Raw genomic sequence first — 26,300 nt, forward strand, 5'->3', positions numbered from 1 at the left:
AAGAAGCTGTATTTCCTATAAAAATACAGCTTCTTTTTTATTGAAACTTTAACAAGAATTGATGTTTTTTCCTACTATACTAAAATTAATTATACGTTTTCCGAAGAAATTTCAGTGTCTTTATCATCCTCCCATTGCCCAACAACCGATGTTGCCAAAGCATTTCCTAAAACGTTTGTAGCACTTCTGAACATATCACAAAAATGGTCAATTGGCAGGATTAATGCAATTCCTTCAACCGGAATATCAAACATACCGCAAGTAGCCGCTACTACAACCAAACTTGCACGTGGTACACCCGCAATACCTTTACTGGTTAACATTAAAACCAAAAGCATTACCATTTGAGTTCCCAAATCCAGGTGTACGCCATAAAACTGAGCAATAAAAATACTCGCAAAAGTCATATACATCATACTACCATCGAGGTTAAACGAGTATCCAAGCGGCAACATGAATGCTACAATTTTATCTTTAACACCAAAATCTTCCAATTCCTCTGTTAATTTTGGAAAAACAGCCTCACTACTCGTTGTACCAAAAGCAATCGCCAGAGGCCCTGTAATACGTTTTAAAAGCTCTGTCATTCTTCCTTTAAGGAAAATATACCCTACTGCAACTAAAACCACCCACAAAGTACCAATTCCGACTAAAAACGATCCGAAGAATTTAAAATAAGTAATCACCAGTTCTTCCGCATCTCTGATCGCAAATACTCCCGCAATGGCTCCAAAAACTCCAATTGGAGCGAAGTTCATTACATAGTTTACCATTTTTAAAACGATATGCGAAGTCTTGTCTAAGGCATTGATTACCGGTTTTACGGTACTTCCCAAAGAGGCACCAGCTAATCCGAAGAAGATTGAAAATACAACAATCTGTAAAATTTCGTTGGTCGCCATTGCTTCGAAAATACTTTTAGGAACGATGTGTTCCACAAAATTCTCAACCGATAATGTTTTTGTTTTGGCTGTTACTTCTGAAGCTGCAGCCATATCCACATGATCCAGTTTCAAACCTACACCCGGCTCCAGAATGTTTACATAAAACAATCCGATCAACAAGGATATAAAGGAAGCAGTAAAAAACCATCCAAGCGCTTTTCCACCAATTCTACCCACCGTTTTAATATCTCCAAGTTTAGCAATACCCACTACTAAAGTGGTAAATACCAAAGGAGAGATAATCATTTGTACCAATCTGATAAAGATCGTGGCAAGCATTTTTATTTTATTGCTAAAAGACTGTGCTGCTTCAGGCGAAATCGAATTGTGCAAAATAATTCCCAAAGTGGCTCCAAGAACCATTGCAACTATAATTTGCCCTGTTAATCCTTTTAGAAAAGGCTTCTTTTTAGTTTCTGTAACTTGCATTAATTTGTTTGTTTTAAATTAAAAAACTAAGACCCTCATGTCCTAACTTTTACTAATAGGTTTTGTTGATTAAATAAAAATCAGCCAAAACAATCGCTGCCATTGCTTCAACAATTGGTACAGCGCGAGGTACTACACACGGATCATGACGGCCTTTACCGGTCATTGGTGTAATATTTCCTTTGTTATCTAACGAATCCTGAGTCTGCATGATAGTCGCAACAGGTTTAAAGGCTACTCTGAAATAAATATCCATCCCGTTACTGATTCCGCCCTGAATTCCTCCTGAAAGATTTGTTTTTGTTGTTCCGTCAGGATTGTATAAATCGTTATGTTCACTTCCTTTCATTTCAGAACCCGAAAATCCGCTGCCGTATTCAAAGCCTTTTACCGCATTGATCGAAAGCATTGCTTTTCCTAATTCAGCGTGCAATTTGTCAAAAACCGGCTCTCCTAAACCTACCGGAACATTTTGAATGACACACGAAACCACACCTCCAACAGTATCCCCCTGTTTGCGGATATCGCGAATGTATTCTTCCATAATCGCAGCCGATTTTTCATCCGGACAACGAACAGGATTACTTTCTATTTTAGAAAAGTCCAAATCCTGATAAGGTGTATCCAAATGAATTGGACCAACCGAAGAAACATAGGCGTTAATTTTTATTTCAGGAAGCATTTGTTTGGCAATCGCACCAGCCACTACCCTGCTTGCGGTTTCTCTTGCAGAGCTTCTTCCGCCACCACGATAGTCGCGAAAACCGTATTTCTGGTCGTACACATAATCGGCGTGACTCGGTCTGTAATTGTCTTTTATATGAGAGTAATCATCCGATTTTTGATTGGTGTTCGGAATAATAAAACCAATTGGTGTTCCTGTTGTTTTACCTTCAAAAATACCTGATAAAAACTGAACCGCATCCGGCTCCTTACGTTGTGTTACAATTGCTGACTGTCCGGGCTTTCTTCGGGACATTTCAACTTCAATTGCATCTAAATCAAGTTCAATTCCAGATGGACAACCATCTATAATTCCGCCTAAAGCTTCACCATGAGATTCTCCAAATGTTGTAACTTTATATAGGGTGCCGTAGCTATTTCCTGCCATTGTAGTTTGTTTTGAGCAAATGTAAGTTTTATGAATTAAATTAAAAAATTTAAAATTGGTATTATTAAGTAAAGGTTAACTAGATTAAAAATCACAATTATTTAAAATTGTAGCTAAATTGGTAACCTTTTGATAAAATTTATCCTACCGAATTTTCTTTTATTTGCTAAACTTCAAAAAAAGAAAAATTGAAAAAACGAAATGTCGAATTGGTCATTCTATCGGATGTCCATTTGGGAACTTACGGAAGTCACGCTAAAGAACTAAACAACTACTTATCAAGCATTAAACCTAAAACATTAGTCCTGAATGGCGACATTATTGACGCCTGGCAGTTTAGAAAATCATACTTTCCGAAATCGCATTTAAGAGTCATTCAGCGCGTTATTGGCATGGCTTCTAAGGGTACAAAAGTGTATTACATTACCGGAAATCACGATGAGATTCTGCGAAAATTCAGTGATATGCACATGGGGAATTTTGCATTGGTCGATAAATTAGTTCTGGAACTGGACGATAAAAAAGCATGGATTTTTCACGGAGACGTATTTGACGCCTCAGTTCAGCACTCTAAATGGATCGCTAAGTTAGGAGGATTAGGATATGATTATCTGATTCTAACCAATCGATTTGCCAACTGGTGTCTGGCCAAATTAGGACGTGAACCTTACTCCTTTTCAAAAAAGATAAAAGCAAGCGTTAAAAAGGCGGTAAAATTCATCTCTGACTTTGAAACCACAGCTACCGATCTGGCCATTGAAAAAAAATACGATTATGTAATTTGCGGGCACATTCACGAACCGAAAATCATTACCAAAGAGAACAAACACGGATCGACTTTATACCTCAATTCCGGGGATTGGGTTGAAAACCTCACGGCATTAGAGTACCATAAAAAACGATGGAAATTATACTCTTATGCCGAAAGCAATTTTACCGAAGAAGAAAATCTCTTTGAAATGGAAGATACACTAAGCTCGCAGCTAATCTCTTCTATTATCTTAAAAAAATAACCTTTAAACACGCTAGCCTATAGCAGATAAAACTACTTTACACTTCATAATGGTTCTCTACGGAAATGTGAATTATATAACAATTTTCAATAATCCTATACGTTTGAAAATTATAACACCCCTTACATTTGACGTAAATTAATAACCATTTTTATGAAAAGAATCATTTTATCTGCCCTTATGCTATTAGGATTAGCATTTACGGCACAATCACAAGAAATTTCAAAACATGCCTTGGGTATCCGTTTAGGAGATAATAACGGTTTTGGCGGAGAAGTATCTTATCAGTTAGGATTAAACCAAAAGAACAGACTGGAGTTTGATTTAGGCTGGAGAAACAGCAGTGATGTTGATGCGATCAAAGGAGTAGCGCTTTACCAATGGGTTTGGAATATTGATGGAGGATTTAACTGGTACGCTGGTGTTGGTGGAGGTCTTGCTACCTGGAACCACGACTATTATACAAACAACAACAGATACAAAGATAACGGAACGTATGTTTTTGCGGCCGGAGATATTGGTATCGAATACAGATTTAAAGAAGCACCAATTACCTTGTCATTAGACGCAAGACCAGAAATTGGTTCAGGATATTATGACGATGACAATTTTGGATTTGACGTTGGTTTAGGCGTAAAATTCAGATTCTAAATACAACTAAAAAATAGTTACAAAAAAACCTGTCGTTTGATTCGACAGGTTTTTTTTATGTTTTAAAATTTAAAGAAATTGTTATTGCATAAATGTAAAGGGCTTCGACTCCGCTCAGCCTGACACGCCATAACTCATAACTTATTTCACAATAATTTCTTTTTTAGAGTGCACTTTGATTACAGTATACGGATACGTAATGACCTGAATAACCATCGCATCTGCAGCCGGATTATTTTCTTTAACAGTTATGATGATGTTTTTATCCGTTTCTTCAACTTTTTCAATACCAATTGAATAACCACCGGTATTCTTTTCTCCCATATTCAGGATCACGTAATTGGAATTATTGATATCATCCTGTTTCATTTTTGCTTTCAGATGAGGATCGCTTTCTAACATTTTGATTTCGTTTGGCTCCGTCAAAATTTCAAAAAACTTAATATTACCACCTCCGTCAGACTGCTCTGTCAGCACCTCATACAGCACTTTAGAAGTCCCGTCAGATGTTTTCTGGACTCCACAAGAAACCAAAACTAAAATTACCAGAACCGAAATTACTTTTTTCATTTATGTTAATTTTATAAGATTACTGTTTTTCGTGTTTATAATCATTAATTGCTTTTTGATACAAGGCTTCGTATTGAGGCAATATGGTTTTGATGTCAAATTTTTTAGCAACTTCTAATGCATTTGCTTTAAACTGATTTAAAACATCATCATCTTTTAGTATTTTGATTGCATTAGCGGCCATTTCTTCCACATTACCCACATTACTCAAATAACCTGAAAATCCGTCAAAATTAACTTCCGGCAAACCGCCTGAGTTACTAGAAATTACAGGAACCCCGCTGGACATTGCTTCTAAAGCTGCCAAACCAAAACTTTCGGTTTCTGAAGGAAGCAGGAACAAATCAGTAAAACACAAGATTTTATCAATCTCATTACTGTTTCCAAAGAAAATTACTTTGTCGTAAATGCCAAGTTCCATGCATAAAATTTCAGCTTTTTCTTTCTCAGGACCATCCCCCACCATCATCAGTTTCGCCGGGATTTCTTTCTGAATATTATAGAAAATCTTAATAATATCTGGTATTCTTTTCACTTTTCTAAAGTTACTGATGTGCGTAATAATACGCTCGTCTTCCTTCGCCATCACATAACGATGACAAGGTACCTGAGGGTCTTTTTTAATCTTATCCAGTTCTATAAAATTCGGAATCACTCTAATCTTATTCTTGATGTTGAATAATTTCAAGGTATCGTCTTTCAAACTTTGAGAAACCGAAGTCACATAGTCTGATTTATTGATACTAAAGGTTACCGCAGGTTTATAAAATGGGTGATTTCCAACCAGCGTAATATCAGTTCCGTGAAGCGTAGTGATCATTGGAAGATTAATTCCTTCATTCTTCAACATCTGCTTCGCCATATAACCCGCATATGCATGAGGAATGGCATAATGCACATGAAGTACTTCAATTTTATATAATTTCACCATATCAACCAATTTGCTTGACAGCGCCAACTCGTAAGGCTGATAGTGGAAAAGAGGATATTCAGGAACGTTTACTTCGTGATAATGAACATTAGGATTTAAAAGTGCCAACCGTACCGGCTGACTGTAGGTAATAAAATGGATTTCGTGTCCGCGTCTGGCTAATTCAAGGCCTAATTCAGTTGCAACTACACCACTACCTCCAAATGTCGGATAACAAACTATTGCTATTTTCATGTATTAAATTTAGTAACTACGAAAGTACTTAAAAATAGCTTTTAATTAATCTTTTAAAATGTTAGATTTTTGTGAATAATAGACTTTATACTTTTTCGATTTTAAACCCGACAGGTTTTAAAAACCTGTCGGGTTTAGAATAATCCGTTAAAACAAGAAAGGCGCAAAATCTAAATTTTACGCCTTTTCTTTATTTTAAATTCTTCTTAGAAAAATCTGCTATGCCAACTATCGGCAGCAGGAACTTCCCATGATTCGTTGAATTCTTCAATATTATTTACCAGATTGTTAAATACAATTGTATTCTCTGATACTGATTTGTCTTTAACCATTTTCTTGAAATCGATTAAAGGTTTGTGTGCGATATGCTCACCCAGTTTAAAAGTCACGTTCATTTTGTCTAACAAATCAACGTTGTACTTTTTTTCCAAGCTTTGGATAAACTCCACCGAGCTATCGATCGAACAACCTGTTGCAGCCTGCACTTCCTGATTTACAGCCAAAATAATAAATCGGTTGTATTTCAACAGGTACGAAGCCTCCAGACTTGTTCCGTGTGCTGCCCATCCTTCTACAAAAGTTTTCAGATCGGCTTCTATTTCAGAAAATTCTTCCTCAGAAAACTTTCTGTTTGATTGATAAATCCAGACTCTGGATTCACCAGGTAAATTTTCAAAAGGTATATACATTTTTTAATTTTAGATTGTTGATTTTAGATTTTATATTGGGAAAGTTTCAAGTTTCAAGTTTCAGGTTTCAAGTTAAAAACTTAGTTCCTTAGCTCCTCAGAACCTTAGCCCCTCCTTCTACAAATCCTGTGCATTTGCAATTAACTCTGCAATATCCATTACTTTCACTTGCCCTTCTTTCTCCTGATGTTTAATACCATCGGTTAACATCGTATTGCAAAACGGACATCCGGCTGCAATAATATCCGGTTTTACTTCCAAAGCATCTTCGGTACGCAAAACGTTCACTTCTTTATTTCCCGGTTCGGCATCTTTAAACATTTGTGCTCCACCAGCTCCACAACATAATCCGTTTGCTTTTGAGCGCTTCATCTCAACCAGCTCAACATCCAGTTTCTGAATTAAGTCTCTTGGTGCTTCGTATACTTTATTTGCTCTTCCTAAATAACAAGGGTCATGAAAAGTGATTTTCTTCCCTTTAAACTGACCACCTTCAACGGTTAATCTGCCATCATCAATCAATGACTTTAAAAACTCTGTATGATGAATAACATCGTACTGACCTCCTAATTCCGGATATTCATTTTTTAAAGTATTGAAACAATGCGGACAAGCGGTAACAATTTTTTTGGCTTCATATGCATTAAGCACCTCGATATTCATCATGGCCTGCATTTGAAACAAAAACTCATTTCCGGCACGTTTTGCCGGATCTCCGGTACAGCTTTCTTCCGTACCCAAAACCGCAAACGAAACGTTAGTACGATTTAAGATTCGTACAAATGCTTTTGTAATTTTCTTTGCTCTATCATCAAAACTCCCTGCGCAACCAACCCAAAATAAAACTTCCGGTTGTGTTCCCTGGGCTAGCATTTCAGCCATTGTTGGCACTACTAAACTTTCTGACATCTTCTTTTGTTGTTAAATCGGTTAATTGTTTATTTGGTTAATCGCACTCCTTGCCATAACCCTACTAAAAAACCTTATATTTTATTCCAATCGATTAAAGGGTTGAACCAATAACCAATTAAACTTTTTTTTTTTAATTTTCGTTTTTCCAATTCAAGCGGTCCTGCTGGCTGTATTGCCAAGGCGCTCCGTTGTTTTCGATATTCGTCATCATGGCATTCAATGACATCGGAGCAGCACTTTGTTCCATTACCAAATAACGACGCATGTCCATAATAATAGACAACGGACTGATGTTTACAGGGCATTCCTCCACACAGGCGTTACAAGATGTACAAGCCCATAATTCTTCAGGAGTGATATAATCGTTTAATAATGTTTTATTATCCGGAACAAAAACTCCTTTATTGGCGTCTATGTTTTTACCCACTTCCTGCAAACGATCTCTTGTATCCATCATAATTTTACGAGGAGACAATTTTTTACCCGTTTGATTTGCCGGACATGATGATGTACAACGACCACACTCTGTACAGGTATAAGCATTTAAAAGCTGTACCCAGTTTAAATCCTGAACATCACTTGCTCCAAATTTTGCCGGAGCAGTATTTTCATCAACAGGAGCAGCCGCAAACGGATCTGCATTTGGATCCATCATTAACTTTACTTCTTTGGTAACCGATTCCAAATTATCAAACTGTCCTTCCGGGTTCAGGTTGGCAAAATAAGTGTTCGGGAAGGCCAAAAGAATGTGTAAATGTTTGGAGAAGTACAAGTAGTTCATAAAAACCAAAATACCCGCTATATGCAGCCACCAAAAGACTTCAAATAATAGCACCACCAATTCATTGGACATTCCGTTAAAAATTGGTGCGATGAACTGACTGATTGGAAAGCTGCCTGCTTTATGAAAAACAGCATCCGGAACATTCTGTAAATGCAGATCGGAAGCGTTCATTAACAAAAACAACATCATCAAAACAGTTTCGAAGTACAAAATGTAATTGGCATCACTTTTTGGGAAACCATCTAGATCAGGATTTATGAAACGTTTCAATCGAATCACATTTCTTCTGATCCAAAAAACAGTAACAGCAAAAATTACAAGTACCGCTAATATCTCAAATGAAGCAATTAAAACATCATATACTACTCCTAAATAAGGCGCAAAAATTCTATGTGTTCCAAACAACCCGTCGATAATGATCTCGAGTAATTCGATATTAATAATTATAAAACCAACGTAAACAAAGATATGAAGTATTCCAGCTACAGGGCGTCTCACCATTTTTGACTGCCCAAGAGCAATCAATGCCATGTTTTTCCAACGTGCTTTAGAATTATCTTTTCGGTTTACATCTACTCCCAGATTAATATTTCGGATGATTTTTTTTACGCTCGATGCAAAAAAACCGAAACCAATAATAAGAAGTATAGCGAATAAAATATTATCTAAATAACTCATTCTAATTAATTTTTAGTAGTTGGGTTAGCTTCTTCAGTTGGTGCTACATAAGGTTTGTTTTTCTTTCCGAAAAGAGAAACATTTACATAACGTGTCGGGTAAAGACGAACGTCCTGCAACAATAATTCAAGCTCTTTTGAAGTTTTCGCTAAATTATTATACAAAGCATCATCATTTAACAATTTACCGGCAGTACCTTTTCCTGAGTTTAAATTACTCATAAGACCGTCAACTTTAGCCAAAGTCTGATTCAGGTTTCTAACCGTTTTTCCTAAATCTGCCTTGTTTAAAGAATCTGATATTTTATTAAAGTTACTTGACATTTTATTAAAGTTGGTTACCACTCCGTTAATCTGCCCTTTATTGGTATCCAGAATCGAATTGATACTTCCCGAAGCTTTGTGAAACTGCTCCATCGTCTGGCTCAGTTCAGCTAAAGTTTTCTTCAGGTCCTCTTGTCCTTTTTTGTCTAAAACATTGTTCAATCCGGAAACCAGATTGTCAATATTCACCAACATTTTCTCTAATTTTATCTGAATAGGCTCAATTTTTCCGCCTAAAGATTCTTTCAGTCCTAATTCCACAACAGGAGTTAAAGTCTGCCCGTCAGCAGCAGGTTCTTTATCTGTTAGGTTTGGAATAATCTTGATCTGTTTTCCGCCAATTAAACTTGGGGAGTATAAAGATGCCTGACTTGTTTTAGAAATTGGAAAATCAGTTTTTAATTGAAGTTCAACTAATAATTTCCCTGTTACTTCATTGATTGTAATTTTAGTTACTTTACCAACAATAAGTCCGTTTATGGTAACGGGAGCTGATGCTGACAAATCTTCTACATTATCATATTCTACATATAATGTTTTGTAATTTGTAAAAAGGTCTCTGCCTTTTAAAAAACTATAGCCCCAAATAAATAATAAAATTGACGCGATGACTAAAATAGCCGTTTTAATTTCTCTTGTTAGTTTCAAAATTCTTAGTGTTTGTACAAAATTAATATAAATATTCGAACTAGAAGCTATTATTTAATGGCGTCTTGAATACTGATCTTTTCTCCATCTTTGGTTGCAACCAAAAACGCGGCTCCATATCCTTTATCTTTAGCTTCTTCCAAATATTTTTTGGCAGCATCGTAACTTGAAGTTTCCTGATAGAAATATTTGTAAATATTATTTTCGAATAACATTGTTACGTTTTTAAGTCCTTTAAAATTTCTAGGCTCTAGTGGTGTTTTTTTAATACTTGCGATAAGCTGTACTTTGAAGAATGTACCTTTTGGAGCGTTTTTGACCGCTGCAGTGTTTTCCACCTCTTTCGGTTTTGCCGGAGTCGAAGTATCTTTTGCCGGTTTTGCCTCCACTATTTCGGGAGTACCTGAACCGAAATATTCACTTTTGTAACTCAAAATCGCTTCGGCTATCGCTTTTGCAATATCATTTTGTCCTTCTTCTGAATTTAAAATATTTCCTTCTGTAGGATTAGATACAAATCCTGTTTCTACTAAGACTCTTGGCATATAGGCTTTGTGAAGTACCATAAAAGGCGCTTGTTTCACACCTCCCTGTCTCAATTTTTTTCCCAGTTTATCAAAATTATCTTCGATTTTACTGGCCAGCGAAATACTGTTGTCCAAATATTCTTCCTGCATTAAAGTCATTCCAACCATAGATTCAGGAGAGTTTGGGTCGTAACCTTCGTATTTACGTTTATAATCTTTTTCTAAGGTAATTACGGAGTTCTCTTTTTTCGCAGCTTCAAGATTCGATGCTACCTTACTCAAACCCATTACGTAGGTCTCTGTTCCGTCTGCAGCAGTATTTTTATTGGCATTACAATGTATAGAGACAAAAATATTTGAATTGGCTCTGTTGGCAATATTGGCTCTTTCGACCAAATCGATAAAAACATCTGTTTTACGCGTATAAATCACATGAACATTTGGACTTCCTTCTAAGATTTTACCCACTTTTAGAACAATAGCCAAAGCAATATTTTTTTCAATTCGTCCGCTGTAAACAGCCCCAAAGTCGTGATCACCATGTCCAGCATCAAGTGTTACCTTAAAAACATTTGCCTGGCTATAAGCACAAAAAGACAATATCGTTAGAAAAAAAGTAAATATTACTTTAATTTTGTTAAATCTATTCATAAATCTAAAAGTTAATTTTAATAAAACGCAACAGCTATAATTTTTACAATTGATTATTTTTGACAAAAAATTATATGTAAGTTTGACATGTCAAAAAACAAGCCATAATTTTACAAAAATAGCATTTAAACCTTTGCATACAAACTTATTTAATATCGTTTTATTATCATTTTTCCTAACTTTAGGATGTGGTAATTTATATTCGCAAGAGATAAAAAACAAAAAGAAGTCTTTACCCACTGTAAAACAAACAGATAAACCTACAACTGTTGCTCCAGCCAAACCTGAAGCCGCTACAACAGACACTATAAAGCTGGATACGGTTAAAGCCAAAAAGAATTTTCTGGACGCTGTTACCAAATATAAAGCGAAAGATTACGCGAAATACGACAAAAAAGCAAAAACGCTTACCTTATATAATGAAGCCGAACTCTACTATAAAGATGTAGAACTAAAATCGGGAATCATTGTTTTAAACATGGAAAAGGAAGAAGTTTATGCTGGACGTATCCGAGATTCTGCAGGTGTTTTGATACAATATCCAAATTTCAAACAGGGAGCCAGCGAAGTTCAGCCGGATTCTATCCGATTTAACTTTAAAACCAAAAAAGCATTAATTTATAATTCGAGAACCGAACAGGGAGAATTTAAAATTAAAGCAGCGGTTACCAAAAAAGAAAACGACTCGGTTTACTTTTTGCGTGGTGCCCGTTTTACAACTGCCAAGGACATTGATAATCCTGAATACTACTTTCAAACCAATAAAGTAAAATTTATTCCGGGCAAAAAAGTAATCACCGGTTTAACCAATATGGTTATTGCCGATGTACCTACTCCTCTGGCATTGCCTTTTGCCTATTTCCCGATGAGTCAGGAAAAGAGTGTTTCGGGTATTATTCTACCAAGCTACAACGACTCTAATACAAGAGGATTCTCTTTACAGAATGGAGGTTACTATTTTGCGTTAAGCGACAATTACGACCTTACTGTTTTGGGTGACTACTACACCAATGGTAGTTACGCCATGCGTTTTGAATCGCAATACGCTACAAAGTACAAGTACAGAGGAAATCTTAATATCCGTTATGAAAATTTAATCAACAGCGAACGCGGTTACCCTGATTATTCTAAAGAAAAAATCTACAACATTCAGTGGTCCCATTCAAAAGATACGAAAGCAAATCCTAATTCTACCTTTTCTGCCTCTGTAAACATGGGTAGTAGTAAGTATTTCAAACGCTCTATCAATCAGGCGAACGCAGGATCAAATTTAAATAACACTTTAAATTCATCCATCTCATACAACAAAACATTCAATACGATCCCTCAGGCGCGTATCTCTTTAACGGCAACACACTCGCAAAATACTCAAACGGAAAAAATCGACATGACGTTACCAACTCTGCAAGCCAGTGTGGATCGTGTATACCCGTTTGTTGGAAAAGACGGCGTTAAAAAAGGTTTCATCAAGAACATCAATTTTCAATATAACCTAAGCGGTAAAAACAGTATTTCAACAACAGATTCATTGTTTTTCAAACCACAAATGTTTAGAGATGCTAAAATAGGAATGCAGCACAGTATTCCTATTAGTACCAATTTCAAGCTGTTTAAATACTTTAGTGCGGGAGCCTCTACCAATTATCAGGAAACCTGGGTAACTAAAACCATTGCCAGAAATTATGATGCGACTAAAGGACAAGCCGTAACATCTACTATAAATGGGTTTGATGCTTTCAGAACCTATAACTTTAGCACCAACTTAGGAACTACAATTTATGGTACTTTCAATTTTGGTGAAGACAAAAAAATTCAGTCTGTACGCCACGTCATGAGACCAAACATAACGTATTCTTATACGCCTAGTTTCAATCAGTATTATGACAATTATACCGTTGACGCAACCGGAAAAATTAATACGTACTCCAGATTTGATGAAGGTATTTTTGGCGCTCCGGGCAACAACAACTCCAATATCGTATCCTTTGCCTTAAGCAACACTTTTGAAGCCAAAGTAAGAGATCGCGACAGCACAAAGACGGAGCCTAAAAAGATCATGTTATTAAACAATTTAAACTTTAGTACGAGTTATAATTTTAATGCTGACGGAAAAGAAACTTTAGCGTGGCAGCCTGTAATTGTAAGCGGTGGAACACAGCTATTGGACAATAAAATGAATGTCAATTTTGGGGCTGTTTTAAACCCGTATGCAATTGACAATGCAGGACATGTTATGAATGTTTTCAACATTGACAATGGCGGAAGCTTGTTCCGATTAACCAGCGCCAATGTTACTTTAAACTATTCGTTTTCCAACAAGGGAACAAAGGAAGAAAAGAACACACAAAGCCAGCGAAATGGTGGTCGTAATGATGATTTATTCGGAACAAATACCGACTTAAACGATCCACGAAACAGCCAGTTTGCTAACGAGAAGGATGATGATAAAGATGTGATAAGCGAATTTTTCAGTTCAAAGCTTCCATGGGATATGACAATGGCCTACTCTCTAACCTACTCGAATGCCGCCAGAGAAAATAAAATTACCGGAAATTCCATCATGATATCCGCCAATATGGACATCACTCCTAAATGGAAAGGCGGAGTTTCTACGGGTTACGATTTTGTACAAAAAGGGGTTACTTTTACGCAGTTTCGTTTTGAAAGAGATTTATTAAGCTGGAGAATGGCATTTAACTGGACGCCAATTGGTCCAAACTCAAACTGGAATTTCTTTATTGGAATTAAATCCGGAATGTTGAGCGACATCAAATGGAACAAGCGTAGTACTTCAAATCGATAAACGATCGAACAAAAATAATTTATTATGAAAAAAATCATCTTTACTGAAAAAGCACCAGCGCCAATTGGTCCTTACAACCAGGCCGTATTATCAGGAAACACACTTTATGCATCAGGTCAGATTGCGATCAATCCGGCTTCTGGCGAACTTATTACGGACAACATCAATGATGAAACAAAACAAGTAATGGAGAATATTGCTGCAATTTTAGAAGCTGCTGATATGACTTTTGAAAATGTGGTTAAAGCAACTATCTTCATTATGGATATGAATAATTTTGGAGCAATAAACACGGTTTACGGTTCTTATTTTAACGAAAAAACAGCTCCTGCACGTGAAACTGTTCAGGTTGCCTGTTTACCAAAAAATGTAAATGTTGAGATTTCAATAATTGCAGTACAATAAAAAATTGTTTCAAGTTTCAAGTTTCAGGTTGTACTCAAACTATCGAACTTGAAACTTGAAACCTGAAACCTGAAACAAAAAAACCATTACGAGTCGTAATGGTTTTTTTATTATATCTAAAAATAGAAATTCTATAATTGCAAAGCGATAGCATTTAACAGCAGCTGCGCCGAAGCTTCATTTGTTGCCAGAGGTACATTATGCACATCACAAACACGAATTAACATATTAATATCAACTTCATGAGCATGACTTGCCAGAGGATCTTTAAAGAAGAAAACCATTTTTGTTTTCCCTTCGGCTACTCTTGCAGCAATTTGTGCATCACCCCCCATTGGTCCGGAAAGCATTCTTTTTACCTTAAAACCAGCATTAACAGCTTTGCTTCCTGTAGTTCCCGTTGCGATTAATTTAATGTTTTCCTGAAGCAGCAAGTCTTTGTTTTTATTCAAAAACTGAACCATGTCTGCCTTTTTTCCATCGTGAGCTATAATAGCAATTTCCATATTTTAATTCTATTTATTGATTTGCAACGTGGTACGCAATTAATCCATCAATAGGCCTTCTTAAAACATTACCCAATTGAAGTTCGTACTTATCAAAAGTTTCCTGTAATTCCTCTTTTAGATAAAAAGCGATAGAACCTACAAAATGAACCGGAACTTCTTTGCAATTATCAAATTGCTTGATGTAATTTTTAACGAAAGATTTCATGCCTTTGAAGATAATCTTTCTGCAAAACTGCGTGTCTTTATGTTTGATTAAGAACTTTGCAAAGGTCGCTAAATAAGCATTTGGATTTGGTTCTTTGTACAATTTATTCTTGATAAAATCAGGATCTAAATTATACTCTTTCTCAAATTCAACAGCCAGTTCTTTTGGCATTTTATTGAAATAGTACTTTCTGATTAATTCTTTTCCAAAAACATTTCCACTACAATCGTCCATGGCGATAAACCCTAACGACTGTACTTTCTGATGCAATACTTTTCCATCAAAAAAGCTACAGTTAGAACCTGTTCCAAGGATGCTTACAATCGCAGCTTCTCCTTTTGGAGTTGTTGCATATACCGCAGCATAAGTATCTTCCTGAACTTCGACAATTGCATTCTCAAAATACTGCTGAAATATTTGCGAAAGCTCTGTTTTCATTCGGTCTGTCCCACAACCTGCTCCATAAAAGAACAAATGTGTGGCGGTTTTTTTATTTTGCAAAATATCAAAACGATCGTTTAATCTTTCGATTATTTCCGGACCGTCAAGAATTTCAGGATTTAATCCTAAAGTTTGTGTGGTGAATAATACTTTTCCATTATCATCAATTGCAATCCAATCGGCTTTAGTAGATCCACTATCAACTATTAATTTCATTTTATTTAGTTTTTGGATTAGGTTTTTCTTTAGCTAAATAAAAAGTATGCTTTTAAATTAATTAAAGAAGTAACAAAATAAGAAAATCCCATTACTATACAATAACGGGATTTTGCAAAAATATATATTATTATTTTAAACCTGCGATATGCACAGACAAATCAATCAATTTACTTGAATATCCGTACTCATTATCATACCAGGATACTAATTTGAAGAAAGTTGAATTTAAACCGATTCCGGCACCTGCATCTACAACTGAAGTTCTTTTGTCAGAAATAAAATCCTGAGAAACAACTGCATCTTCTGTGTATCCTAAGATCCCTTTCATTGTAGTTTCAGAAGCGTTTTTCAAAACAGCCATAATTTCTTCGTATGAAGTTTCTTTGGCTACTTTTACTGTTAAATCTACTACAGAAACGTCAGCAGTAGGAACACGGAAAGACATCCCTGTTAATTTTCCATTCAAAGCAGGAATTACTTTTCCAACAGCTTTAGCAGCTCCTGTTGAAGAAGGAATGATGTTGATGCTTGCAGCACGTCCACCTCTCCAGTCTTTTCTTGAAGGACCGTCAGCTGTCATTTGAGTTGAAGTTGTTGCGTGAACTGTTGTCATTAAACCTTCAACAATTTCGAAATTATCGTGAATTACTTTAGCTAAAGGAGCTAAACAGTTTGTAGTACAAGAAGCATTAGAAACTACTAAATCTGTAGCTTTTGCCGTTTCATGATTTACTCCCATTACAAACATTGGAGCATCAGCAGACGGAGCAGAAATGATTACTTTTTTAGCACCTCCTTTGATGTGTTCGTTTGCCGTTTCGATAGTAGTAAAAATACCAGTACATTCAGCCACTACATCTACATCAACCTCGTTCCATTTTAAGTCAGCAGGGTTTCTTTCAGCAGTGATACGAATATTTCTTCCGTTTACGTAAAGTTTTCCTTCTTTTACTTCTACAGTTCCATTGAAACGACCGTGAACTGAATCATATTTTAACAAGTAAGCCAAGTGATCTACATCTAACAAATCATTGATTGCTACTACTTCTACATTATCTCTATTGAAAGTTTCTCTAAAAACGATTCTTCCGATACGTCCAAATCCGTTTATTCCTAATTTTACTTTTGACATTTTACTTAATTTTTTGTTTTTTATTACACTAATTCAAAGTCTAATTTCCTCACAATAAACTTCTTTCCTTTTTAAACTTTTTTTTATGTCGACATGATATCGGACACTCTCAACAATTCTCTGTCAATCTCAGATTTACCTTTGATTGCCTGTTCAAGAGGTGTCAAAACAACTTTGTCAGCCTGCAAACCAACCATATAATTTGATTTTCCTTCTATTAAGGACTCTACCGCTTTTACTCCTAAACGGCTTGCCAAAACACGGTCAAAACAAGATGGAGAACCACCTCGCTGCATGTGTCCTAACACAGATACCCTAACATCATACTCAGGCAGGTTGGCTTCTACGTAATCTTTTAGTTCGAAAACGTTTTTACCAATTTTATCTCCTTCGGCGATCACTACGATACTTGATGATTTTCCTGAAGCTTTACTTTTTTGAAGAGAATCTAATAATCGGTCTAAACCTAAATCTTCTTCAGGAATAAGAATTTCTTCGGCACCGGCTCCAATTCCGGCATTAAGAGCAATATGACCTGCATCTCTACCCATTACCTCTACAAAAAACAGACGGTTATGCGAACTTGCAGTATCTCTGATCTTATCGATACAATCTACAACAGTATTTAAGGCTGTATCATAACCTAAAGTATGACTGGTTCCAAAAATATCATTATCAATTGTTCCCGGGATTCCCATTACTGGAAAACCATATTCTGAATTAAAAATTAATCCTCCGGTAAAACTTCCGTCTCCTCCAATAACAACCAAAGCATCAACTCCGGCTTTTAAAAGATTCTCGTGTGCTTTTTTTCTACCTTCAGGGCTTCTAAACTCAACTGAACGAGCTGATTTCAGAATCGTTCCACCTTTGTTTACAATATTATTTACGCTTCGGGGTCCCATTTCTTTGAAGTCTCCTTCAATCATTCCCTGATACCCTCTATAAATTCCTATGCATTCTATATTATGATAAGCGCATGTTCGAACAACTGATCGTATTGCGGCATTCATTCCTGGTGAGTCACCTCCCGATGTTAGAACACCAACTTTTTTTATTGTTTTTGGCATTATTTAAGTATTAAAGTGTAAAATTAGCAAACATTCACCACTTCTTGGGTTATGTTTATAATAAATTAATAAAATATGTTAAATTCAAACGTTTTCGTTAATAAGTTTTTCTATTACTAAAAATTCATTTACAATAATAAATGTCCCTTATTTTAATTGAATGTTTAAAATTAACAATACATAAATGAAGTGTTATAAAATTTCAGGGCATCCTCCCCTTTTCAAAAAAATAAGTGGATCTATAAATTTAGCACAAAAAAACCATTCGCAGCAACGAATGGTTTCTTATGAGTGTATTTTTAACAAATTTCCTAAAAATCATTATCCGGAATCAATCCTTCATTGTTTATAGGCGGCGGAACTTTTCGTTCTTCCTCTTTTTTCTCTTCTTTCTTATCCTTCTTTTTGTTCTTGTCTTCCTTCTTTTTATTGGAGAAGTTCACAAAATCCGGATTTAGATTGGAATCCTGTAAATCATTCGAAGAGTTTTTTATCGCTCTTTCCAATTTGTGGTTTTTAAACAGTTTATTGACCAATTCGCTAAAAGTATCAAAGTCGACTTCATACGAGATACCCACTCCCTGCGTATACCCAATTCCCTGTCCGATATAATTAATATCATTTTCTTTATTGAACAAACGAAGATTCATGGATCCGTCCTCATTTACCCTGTACAGTATCTCAATATCTCCTACGATAGCAGACTCATTAACCCCACCCACAGGAACTCCGAGTTTTCCATTGATTGTGATTCTTTCATTGATCTGCGAAGAGATGTTTGCCACAAACTGCCCGTCAGCTTCCTGACCCAATCTTTTGTCTGCCGAGATATAATTTAAATCGATATTCACCTTATCGTTATCCGATTTGATAATCCCTCCCAGTAAACTCGAAGCGGTTTCGGTTAATGTTCCCGACAAATCGCCCTGGCTAAATCCATCAGTACTCATAAACGAACCTGTCGATAACAAATACAAGGCCTGTGTTTGACGAATGTCTTTGTCATCTAACTTATATTGGATCTCCGATTTAAGTACGTTACTGACAGATGGGAACTGTATATCAAAATTAGGCTCCGGACTGGCTAAATCTCCACGCAATCCAATTACCACTTCTACCGGTACTTTTTTATTAAATGAAGAGGTATTGTCTAACAATACAGCCGGATTTGCAGTTGTTTTATAAACGGCTTCCAAATTCAGCTGTGCTTTCATAGGGTTTCCTTCCCAAATGATAGACCCACCTTTCTTAACCGAGAATTTTTTATCAATTAAACCACCGTATTTAAAATTGTAAGTTCCTTCATAGGCCTGGAAATCCCCCCACATATTAAATTTACCCAGTGTGTTAATTTTAAACAATAACGAACCGTATCCTTTTCCTTTCATCCCGTGTCCGGAATTTCTATCCAGAATTACTTCTACTTCGGCATCAGGCGTAATATCAAAATCAAACTCCAGCTCCAATCCGTTATAGTTTTTGGTCTTTTCGAGGATTCCATTTGCCAGGTTATATTTTTCCTGAGGAGTAACAAAATGAATCCAGCTGCTTTCCCCAACACTTTGCGCATTGTTTATCGGAATCTTAACCTGAGTTCCTTTTTCTGATTTTGCGTCTACCTTTATAAACAGGCTTTCTGTTGGTCCTTTAATACTTGCGGTACCATTTATAAATGCCGTACCAAAATAGGCCGCATCTTCACTGTCTTTGGTATCCAGTGCCACCAAGCGTTTAGAAGTAATCGTTAAATCGAGCTTCCAATCGCCAAAGTTATGATGTTCGATACTTCCATTGAGCAAACCTTTAGTTCCGTACTTCGTATCCGTCAGTTGATTGTTTCTGAAAAGGAATTTCTCATCAGTTAAGTCAATTACGGTACGATCACTTAACTCGTAATCGGTATTTAGATACGGAATAGTCATTCCCGCTTTCTCGACATACAAACGTCCGTTAATTTCAGGTTTTTTTAAATTTCCAACCACAGCGGCATTTCCTGAAACCGATCCGCGAACATTGGATAAGACATCTCCTCCAACGGCTCCTAAAGTAGCCAGATTAAACCCTTCGAGTTTCAAACTCAAATCCAACATCGTCTCTTTGTTCTCTACCGCAAAAGTTCCTTCTGCTTTAAAAGACTCCGTAAAGCCGTTTTGGATAGTCGAGTTTATGGTAAATTTCTTAAAGCTTTCATCTCCGGAAATATCAAAATTAAGCGTTCCTAAATCTGTTTTATTCAGGTTGAGATGATCAATCACAATCGATGCTGTGGGCTGATAGACGTCTTTATTTTGTTTGTAATTTACATTTCCGTTCAGGTTACCATTAAAGACAAACTTAGAATTGAATGGCGTAATCTTATTAATATCAACATCTTCAAAATTCAGCACCAGATCTTTATAGTCCTTGCCTTTTATAACACCATTTAAATCAATTTTCTGATTCTCATGCGACAATACAATGTTCTCAATGCTAAAGTTTTTAAAATACTGATCAAAGATAATCTGATTGTCTTTTTCCGCATCTTCATTTAAATACCATAAATAGTCTTTAAATTTCATTTCCGATTTCTTAATCCCGACGATATTGTTTTTGTTTTTATCGATGGTATGATAAAGATCCAGATTGTAATAATCCTCTCCCTTATCCCCACCTTTAAATTCAGATCTTACAAACAGGGTGTCTTTAGCCGTAACGTTAATCAGGTTGAAATCGCGTATCTTATAATAAGGTGTTTTAATACTGTCTAACTCCACATAAGCATTGTACAGCGTGTTTTTATTGTCGATGCTAATTCGGATATTGTCAAAGGTATTTTTCGCAGCAGTGATTTTTTCAGAATTAAATTTGAATTTAAATTCTTGCAAATCCGAGTCAATTTTCCCTCTAACCACAGTACTGGAGTCAATCTTGATATCGGGATACAACATTTCGACGATCTTGTCATACACATGAAAGTTGAAGCGCAAAAACTGCCCTTTCTTGACTTTGTACGGTTTATAATTGGTATACAAACTTCCTACCGAATTCATCACTAGCTTGTCCAATTGTGCAAACTGAAACTTACCTACTATTTCTCCGTTTACCACATCATTAGAACTAATGGTTATGGTGCGCAGTTTGTCTGCATCAAAATTGGAGTTAACCGAAATCTCGTCGAAAATATAAGTGTCTTTAGGATTTTGATAAACCGCATCTTTGATGGAGATCGCTCCCTGTAAATTCTCTATCGAATTTCCGGTCATTTCTACGACAACATCACCTCTGAATTGTGAAATAGAATCGTCGACAAATTTAAGTTTTCGCAAGTCGGCATTGTCTACGTTAATATGAAAATCATAACGGTTTTCACGTTTACTCAAATCGACCATACCGTCAAACATCAAATTCAAATTGGGGTCATTTATAGAAACCTGTCCTTTATAATACGGCAATTTAAAATTCCCGTTAACCACAATATTATTATAGGTGTATTTATTGTAATCTAATTTGGTGATATCCCCTTTGACAATCGTATTGAGGTATTTTTCTGTAAAACCTTTTCCGTCTACATCTACATTCAAAGTCGTTCTGCCAATATCCTTGCGATCAAGCACTGCGCCAATGTTAAAATTGTCCAGAATGATATTTCCGGAATAGGAGGCTTTATCAATAAAATCGATATTGTTCATATGCAAATCGACCTGCCCGTTACCCAAATCGGTAATCATCTTAAAATCGGTTTCTAAAGCCGTGGTCGAGACTTTTGCCTTTCCAACAATATTGAATCTGCCAATCTTCTGTAATTCTTTCGGCAGTTTTTTACCTAAAATACTCGGCAGTAAAACCACCAGATTATCGTAACTCGAAACCAGTTTTTCGAACTTACCGTCCATAGAAAACTTCTGAGTTTTGCTTCCTAAAAGATTTTTGAAATTAATGGTTCCGAAGATCTTCGAACCATTGGTATCACTCAATCTAAGACGTCTTAAATTCAGGTCATTCAGTGTTCCTTTTATTTTTGTCTTAATTTTAAAATGCTGATTTTTACCCAATCCGTCATAAAAATAACGAATATCATTTGAAGCAATAGAAGCGGAATCTAGTGCTACATCAAATTTTACTTTATCGGTAAAATGGAGGAAATCCTCTATTTTATAATTTAAAATCGCTTTTCCGTAAAGAGAAGATCTTTTCGTTTTTATTGCTAAATTTTCAACCTTGATCTGCTTTTTGGTATAACTGAATTTCCCCGCAAAATTGGAAACATACAAACCGCGATGATCCAAAAAGGAAAACCGATGAATGTTGGTGCTCACATCCGGTCCGTATAACTTAAATTCGCTTATATAAGCGTTTAACTTTTTAAAATCAAGAAATCGTGGTGTAGTTTTATTCTCATCAACGACAGAAAAAGCTCCTTTTGAAATGTAAGCGTTTTTGGCTGTCATCAAAAAATGCTTGTCTGATTTGGGCGTTTTTTTTCCCGTTTCAAACAACTTAATAAACTTGTTGATGTTATTCTCGTCTTCGTTTTTATACGTTTTCAGATTAAAAATCATACCCGTCAGCCGAAGATCTCCAAAAAGCAAATCACCATCTAATAATCTTTTAATACTAAGAATATCAGTGGTAATTATATCAGAATAGATTAAAGTCTTCTTATGATGGTCCCGAATCAGGACCTTCTTGAGTTTTACACCTCCAAAAATGTTTATGGCTACTTTTTCTACACTAATATCTGTCTTAAAGTCAGTGTTTAGAGATTCTGTAACATAGTTTGCAATTTTTGTCTGAACAACAGGCAAAGCCAGAATGATAGCAAGTGCTAACAAAAGTAAAATTAAACCAATTAGGGTTCGTGATATTATTTTCTTTACTTTTCTGATAGCTGCTTTATTTTAGTTTTCTTTTAAATTTACTTTGAACAGACAAAGAACGGCTGTTTTTGATAAAAATTCTTTAATTTTGGCTTCTCCTTATATAATAAGAAATTCAAATATTTGATTTGTCAAATATAATCCAAAATTCGTGCTTTTATATGCAAAATTCAGAGGTTTTTATTCTTGCCATCGAAAGTTCATGCGATGATACTGCTGCCGCGGTTCTACATAACGACAAAGTACTCTCAAATGTTGTGGCCAATCAGTTAATTCACAATCAATATGGAGGTGTGGTTCCTGAATTAGCTTCAAGAGCGCACCAGCAAAATATTGTTCCGGTAATTGATGCCGCACTTCGCAAGGCAAATGTACAAAAAGATCAATTAACAGCGATTGCTTTTACACAGGGTCCGGGCCTAATGGGGTCATTATTAGTGGGCAGTTCTTTTAGTAAATCGTTATCCTTAGCTTTAAAAATTCCGCTAATTGCTGTAAATCACATGCATGCGCATATTCTGGCTCATTTTATAGACGAAGAAGGTTTTGATAAACCGGAGTTTCCTTTTCTGGCGCTGACTATTAGCGGAGGACATACTCAAATTGTTAAGGTAAATGGCTTTTTTGATATGGAAATTATCGGAGAAACTACTGATGATGCTGTGGGTGAAGCTTTTGACAAAAGTGCCAAGATTCTCGGACTCCCTTATCCGGGCGGACCGCTTATCGATAAATATGCAAAATTAGGAAACCCAAAAGCTTTTGCGTTTACCAAACCTAAAGTTCCTGGACTTGATTTTAGTTTCTCAGGACTAAAAACGGCCATTTTATATTTCATTCAAAAGAAGAAATTGGAGAATCCGAATTTTATTGAAGAAAACCTCAATGACATTTGCGCTTCTATTCAACATACGATTATCGAAATTTTGATGGATAAGTTGAAATTAGCGGTAAAAGAAACCGGAATCACACAAATCGCAATTGGCGGAGGAGTTTCGGCCAATTCAGGCATCAGAACCCGATTGAAAGAAAGTGAAGGCAAATACGGCTGGAAAACTTTCATTCCAAAATTTGAATACACTACCGACAATGCTGCAATGATAGGAATTGTAGGGTATCAAAAATATTTATCAAGTCGTTTTGAAACTTCAGCAGTAGTTTCGAAAGCGCGAATCCAATTTTAATTATGCAATTATTTTACAACCCAGATATTGATGAAACTACAGAACGTTTTTCTTTTGATAAAGAAGAAAGCCGTCATATTATAAAGGTTTTACGCAAAAAAGATTCTGACATCCTACACGTAACAAATGGCTTAGGCTTATTGTTTGAAACAGAGATTACTTTAGCCTCCGACAGTAAATGCATTGTAGAGGTGCTTTCGATCACAAAATCACCGGCTCCAAAGTTTAAACTGCATCTGGCGGTTGCTCCAACCAAAATGAATGATCGTTTTGAATGGTTTTTGGAAAAAGCGACAGAAATAGGAATCCAGGAGATCACACCTGTTTTTTGCGATCGTTCGGAACGAAAAGTAATCAATCCGGAACGTTTTGAAAAAATTATCTTATCGGCAATGAAACAATCCAATGAGACCTTTTTACCAAAACTGAACGAGGCAATTTCGTTTAAGGAATTCATCAAACAAAAAAACGAAGGCTTACAATTGATCGCACATTGTGAAGAAACGGATAAAAAATCGTTGAAAGAAGTTTTAAAACCGAATGAGAATGTTACCCTGCTCATTGGTCCTGAAGGTGATTTTTCTGAAAAAGAAATTGCACTCGCTTTAGAACATAACTTTGTGCCGGTTACTTTAGGAAATACCCGATTGCGTACCGAGACGGCTGCCATTGTAGCTTGTCATAGTGTTGTTTTTTTTAATGAAGTTTAATCATCCGCGAGTTTTGTCAATTCGACGAAGGAAAAATATCCGTTAGAAACTCCGCCAAGAAAATCACCAATCATTGTTGAGCTGTTTATCTAAATGACAAGAGGAACTTGTAATAAAAGTTAAACGACTAGTTAAATACCATCCTATGAAAAAAATATTTCTCTTATTACTATTGGTTTCCGTTTCTTCCTTTTCACAGGAAATTGCGTTGCTAAAATACAGCGGTGGTGGTGATTGGTATGCAAATCCGACCTCATTACCCAATTTAATAAAGTTTTGCAATGCGAATATAAACACCCGAATAAAAGCAAAACCGTCAACAGTGGAGCCTAGCAATCCGGATCTGCTCTCCTATCCGTTTGTTCACATGACGGGACATGGAAATGTTGTTTTTAGTGATGCCGATGTGAGTAATCTTAGAAATTATTTAAATGGCGGCGGTTTTCTTCATATTGATGATAATTACGGAATGGATCAATACATTCGAAAAGAGATCAAAAAAATATTTCCAAATAATAATTTAATCGAAATTCCGGCAAACCATCCCATATTTCAAAAACCGTATCCCTTTCCAAATGGTTTACCCAAAATTCACGAACACGACGGAACACGTGCGCAGGCCTTTGGTATTTTTGTAGAAAACAAACTCGTATTACTCTATACTTACGAATGTGACTTAGGAGATGGCTGGGAAGATCCTGAAGTACATAATGACCCTGCCGCGGTTAGAGATAAAGCTCTAAAAATGGGTGCCAACATTATCAATTATATTTTTACCAATTAAATTTTAGAAGGTGCAACTTACTCACGAAGAAAATCAATTTGAAAGAAAAACATTTCCGATTACATTAGTTTGTGATCACATTTATTTTCAGCAAAATATCGGTTCTCTTTTTAGAATCAGTGAGGCATTTGGTGTCGAGAATATCATTTTTTTAGGAAAAGATATTCCGTTAACTCCCCGAAAAATCAACAAAACTTCACGAAGCACTCATCTTCATGTAGCCCATACCATAATTGAAGAAACAGCCGATCTTGCTGATTACCTGCTTCAAAATAATTTTGAAATTATTGCTTTAGAAATCGCAAGCAATAGCAAACTTCTAAGAGAAGTTCTTATTCCTGAAAATCAAAAAATTGCACTTTTAATTGGAAGTGAAATTAATGGAATCTCTGAGGATCTTTTAAAAATTTCAAACCAAATTGTCCACATCAATATGTTTGGAAAGAACAGCAGTATGAATGTTGTGCAAGCGGCGAGTATTGCACTTTATGAGATTACTTCTTTTTAAACTTTTTCACATTTTAAATTGTAAGTATAAAATTCCACCTATTGCTGTTTTTTCTGGGATTCCATGACTAATCAGCACCAAATATTACCATTATTTTAACAGTTATTCTTACGTGTAAATACGCATTAAAATTTCATTCTGTAATATTTGTCAATAAAATCCTCTATAAAGAACAAAAATCAACTCAATAACATTCTCAAAAACAACATTGTACGAATTTACTTCTTAATAATTTTAGTGATTTTTTTGTAAGAACTAGATTGTACAAGGGATTGTAAAATTCTCACAAATAATATATTGTAATTATTTTGTTACAATAATTATTTTGTTATAAAATTGCAATATAATTAACCAAAGCAAATTTTTTATAACAAAAACC

General features: G+C 35.7%; 22 protein-coding genes. 8 read left to right on the top strand and 14 right to left on the bottom strand.

Annotated elements, in window-relative coordinates; translation table 11 throughout:
* Nucleotides 1-89: 89 nt before the first annotated feature.
* Nucleotides 90-1,373: a dicarboxylate/amino acid:cation symporter gene (locus OLM61_RS00445; RefSeq protein WP_264524586.1), complete on the bottom strand. Its 1,284-nt coding sequence runs from the start codon at nt 1,371-1,373 to the stop codon at nt 90-92.
* A gap of 52 nt (nt 1,374-1,425) precedes the next feature.
* A complete protein-coding gene (gene aroC, locus OLM61_RS00450) occupies nt 1,426-2,484 on the bottom strand; it encodes a chorismate synthase (protein ID WP_264524587.1) in 1,059 nt (352 codons plus the stop codon).
* A 188-nt stretch (nt 2,485-2,672) separates the two neighbouring features.
* Between aroC and OLM61_RS00455 the strand changes: the two genes are divergently transcribed.
* Together OLM61_RS00455 and OLM61_RS00460 are read left to right on the top strand one after the other, a co-directional pair.
* On the top strand, nt 2,673-3,497 hold the full coding sequence (locus OLM61_RS00455) for a UDP-2,3-diacylglucosamine diphosphatase (protein WP_264524588.1): 825 nt from the start codon (nt 2,673-2,675) through the stop codon (nt 3,495-3,497).
* Nucleotides 3,498-3,650: 153 nt separating this feature from the next.
* Nucleotides 3,651-4,148, top strand: a complete 498-nt coding sequence (locus OLM61_RS00460; protein ID WP_264524589.1) for a hypothetical protein — start codon at nt 3,651-3,653, stop codon at nt 4,146-4,148.
* A 141-nt stretch (nt 4,149-4,289) separates the two neighbouring features.
* On the opposite strand, the gene OLM61_RS00465 is transcribed toward OLM61_RS00460, so the two are convergent.
* From OLM61_RS00465 to OLM61_RS00495, 7 genes are all read right to left on the bottom strand, one after another.
* Nucleotides 4,290-4,718, bottom strand: coding sequence for a protease complex subunit PrcB family protein (locus OLM61_RS00465; RefSeq protein ID WP_264524590.1), 429 nt, complete (start codon nt 4,716-4,718; stop codon nt 4,290-4,292).
* Between the two features lie 19 nt (nt 4,719-4,737).
* On the bottom strand, nt 4,738-5,883 hold the full coding sequence (bshA, locus tag OLM61_RS00470) for an N-acetyl-alpha-D-glucosaminyl L-malate synthase BshA (RefSeq protein WP_264524591.1): 1,146 nt from the start codon (nt 5,881-5,883) through the stop codon (nt 4,738-4,740).
* Between the two features lie 206 nt (nt 5,884-6,089).
* Nucleotides 6,090-6,572, bottom strand: coding sequence for an ABC transporter ATPase (locus OLM61_RS00475; RefSeq protein ID WP_264524592.1), 483 nt, complete (start codon nt 6,570-6,572; stop codon nt 6,090-6,092).
* A 117-nt stretch (nt 6,573-6,689) separates the two neighbouring features.
* Entirely contained in the window at nt 6,690-7,481 is a 792-nt protein-coding gene (locus tag OLM61_RS00480; protein WP_264524593.1) for a (Fe-S)-binding protein, read from the bottom strand.
* A 133-nt stretch (nt 7,482-7,614) separates the two neighbouring features.
* A complete protein-coding gene (locus tag OLM61_RS00485) occupies nt 7,615-8,946 on the bottom strand; it encodes a (Fe-S)-binding protein (protein WP_264524594.1) in 1,332 nt (443 codons plus the stop codon).
* Between the two features lie 5 nt (nt 8,947-8,951).
* Nucleotides 8,952-9,917, bottom strand: a complete 966-nt coding sequence (locus OLM61_RS00490) for an MlaD family protein (RefSeq protein WP_264524595.1) — start codon at nt 9,915-9,917, stop codon at nt 8,952-8,954.
* Between the two features lie 50 nt (nt 9,918-9,967).
* Complete coding sequence (locus OLM61_RS00495) at nt 9,968-11,095, bottom strand: N-acetylmuramoyl-L-alanine amidase family protein (protein WP_264524596.1); 1,128 nt, start codon at nt 11,093-11,095, stop codon at nt 9,968-9,970.
* 82 nt (nt 11,096-11,177) lie between these two features.
* Here OLM61_RS00495 and OLM61_RS00500 point away from each other — a divergent pair, with 82 nt between their 5' ends.
* Together OLM61_RS00500 and OLM61_RS00505 are read left to right on the top strand one after the other, a co-directional pair.
* Nucleotides 11,178-13,898, top strand: coding sequence for a putative LPS assembly protein LptD (locus OLM61_RS00500; RefSeq protein ID WP_413614368.1), 2,721 nt, complete (start codon nt 11,178-11,180; stop codon nt 13,896-13,898).
* Nucleotides 13,899-13,922: 24 nt separating this feature from the next.
* Nucleotides 13,923-14,303 carry a Rid family detoxifying hydrolase gene (locus tag OLM61_RS00505; RefSeq protein WP_264524598.1) on the top strand — a complete coding sequence of 127 codons (381 nt, stop codon included), beginning with the start codon at nt 13,923-13,925 and terminating at the stop codon, nt 14,301-14,303.
* 131 nt (nt 14,304-14,434) lie between these two features.
* Here OLM61_RS00505 and OLM61_RS00510 read toward each other — a convergent pair whose 3' ends face one another.
* The 5 genes from OLM61_RS00510 to OLM61_RS00530 form a co-directional block, all read right to left on the bottom strand.
* On the bottom strand, nt 14,435-14,809 hold the full coding sequence (locus tag OLM61_RS00510) for a methylglyoxal synthase (protein ID WP_264524599.1): 375 nt from the start codon (nt 14,807-14,809) through the stop codon (nt 14,435-14,437).
* A 13-nt stretch (nt 14,810-14,822) separates the two neighbouring features.
* On the bottom strand, nt 14,823-15,674 hold the full coding sequence (locus OLM61_RS00515) for an N-acetylglucosamine kinase (protein WP_264524600.1): 852 nt from the start codon (nt 15,672-15,674) through the stop codon (nt 14,823-14,825).
* 130 nt (nt 15,675-15,804) lie between these two features.
* Nucleotides 15,805-16,809: a type I glyceraldehyde-3-phosphate dehydrogenase gene (gene gap / locus OLM61_RS00520; RefSeq protein WP_264524601.1), complete on the bottom strand. Its 1,005-nt coding sequence runs from the start codon at nt 16,807-16,809 to the stop codon at nt 15,805-15,807.
* A gap of 83 nt (nt 16,810-16,892) precedes the next feature.
* On the bottom strand, nt 16,893-17,879 hold the full coding sequence (gene pfkA / locus OLM61_RS00525; protein WP_017497661.1) for a 6-phosphofructokinase: 987 nt from the start codon (nt 17,877-17,879) through the stop codon (nt 16,893-16,895).
* A 311-nt stretch (nt 17,880-18,190) separates the two neighbouring features.
* Nucleotides 18,191-22,690, bottom strand: a complete 4,500-nt coding sequence (locus tag OLM61_RS00530; protein WP_264524602.1) for a translocation/assembly module TamB domain-containing protein — start codon at nt 22,688-22,690, stop codon at nt 18,191-18,193.
* A 206-nt stretch (nt 22,691-22,896) separates the two neighbouring features.
* On the opposite strand from OLM61_RS00530, the gene tsaD reads away from it, so the two are divergent.
* The 4 genes from tsaD (at nt 22,897) to OLM61_RS00550 (ending at nt 25,921) form a co-directional block, all read left to right on the top strand.
* A complete protein-coding gene (gene tsaD / locus OLM61_RS00535) occupies nt 22,897-23,919 on the top strand; it encodes a tRNA (adenosine(37)-N6)-threonylcarbamoyltransferase complex transferase subunit TsaD (RefSeq protein ID WP_264524603.1) in 1,023 nt (340 codons plus the stop codon).
* A 2-nt stretch (nt 23,920-23,921) separates the two neighbouring features.
* A complete protein-coding gene (locus OLM61_RS00540) occupies nt 23,922-24,629 on the top strand; it encodes a 16S rRNA (uracil(1498)-N(3))-methyltransferase (RefSeq protein ID WP_264524604.1) in 708 nt (235 codons plus the stop codon).
* Nucleotides 24,630-24,774: 145 nt separating this feature from the next.
* Nucleotides 24,775-25,413, top strand: a complete 639-nt coding sequence (locus tag OLM61_RS00545; protein ID WP_264524605.1) for a DUF4159 domain-containing protein — start codon at nt 24,775-24,777, stop codon at nt 25,411-25,413.
* A 10-nt stretch (nt 25,414-25,423) separates the two neighbouring features.
* Nucleotides 25,424-25,921 (top strand): TrmH family RNA methyltransferase, encoded by a 498-nt coding sequence (locus tag OLM61_RS00550; protein ID WP_264524606.1) that lies wholly within the window; start codon nt 25,424-25,426, stop codon nt 25,919-25,921.
* Nucleotides 25,922-26,300: the final 379 nt, after the last annotated feature.

It is taken from the genome of Flavobacterium sp. N502536 (genome assembly GCF_025947345.1).
Taxonomy (GTDB): domain Bacteria; phylum Bacteroidota; class Bacteroidia; order Flavobacteriales; family Flavobacteriaceae; genus Flavobacterium.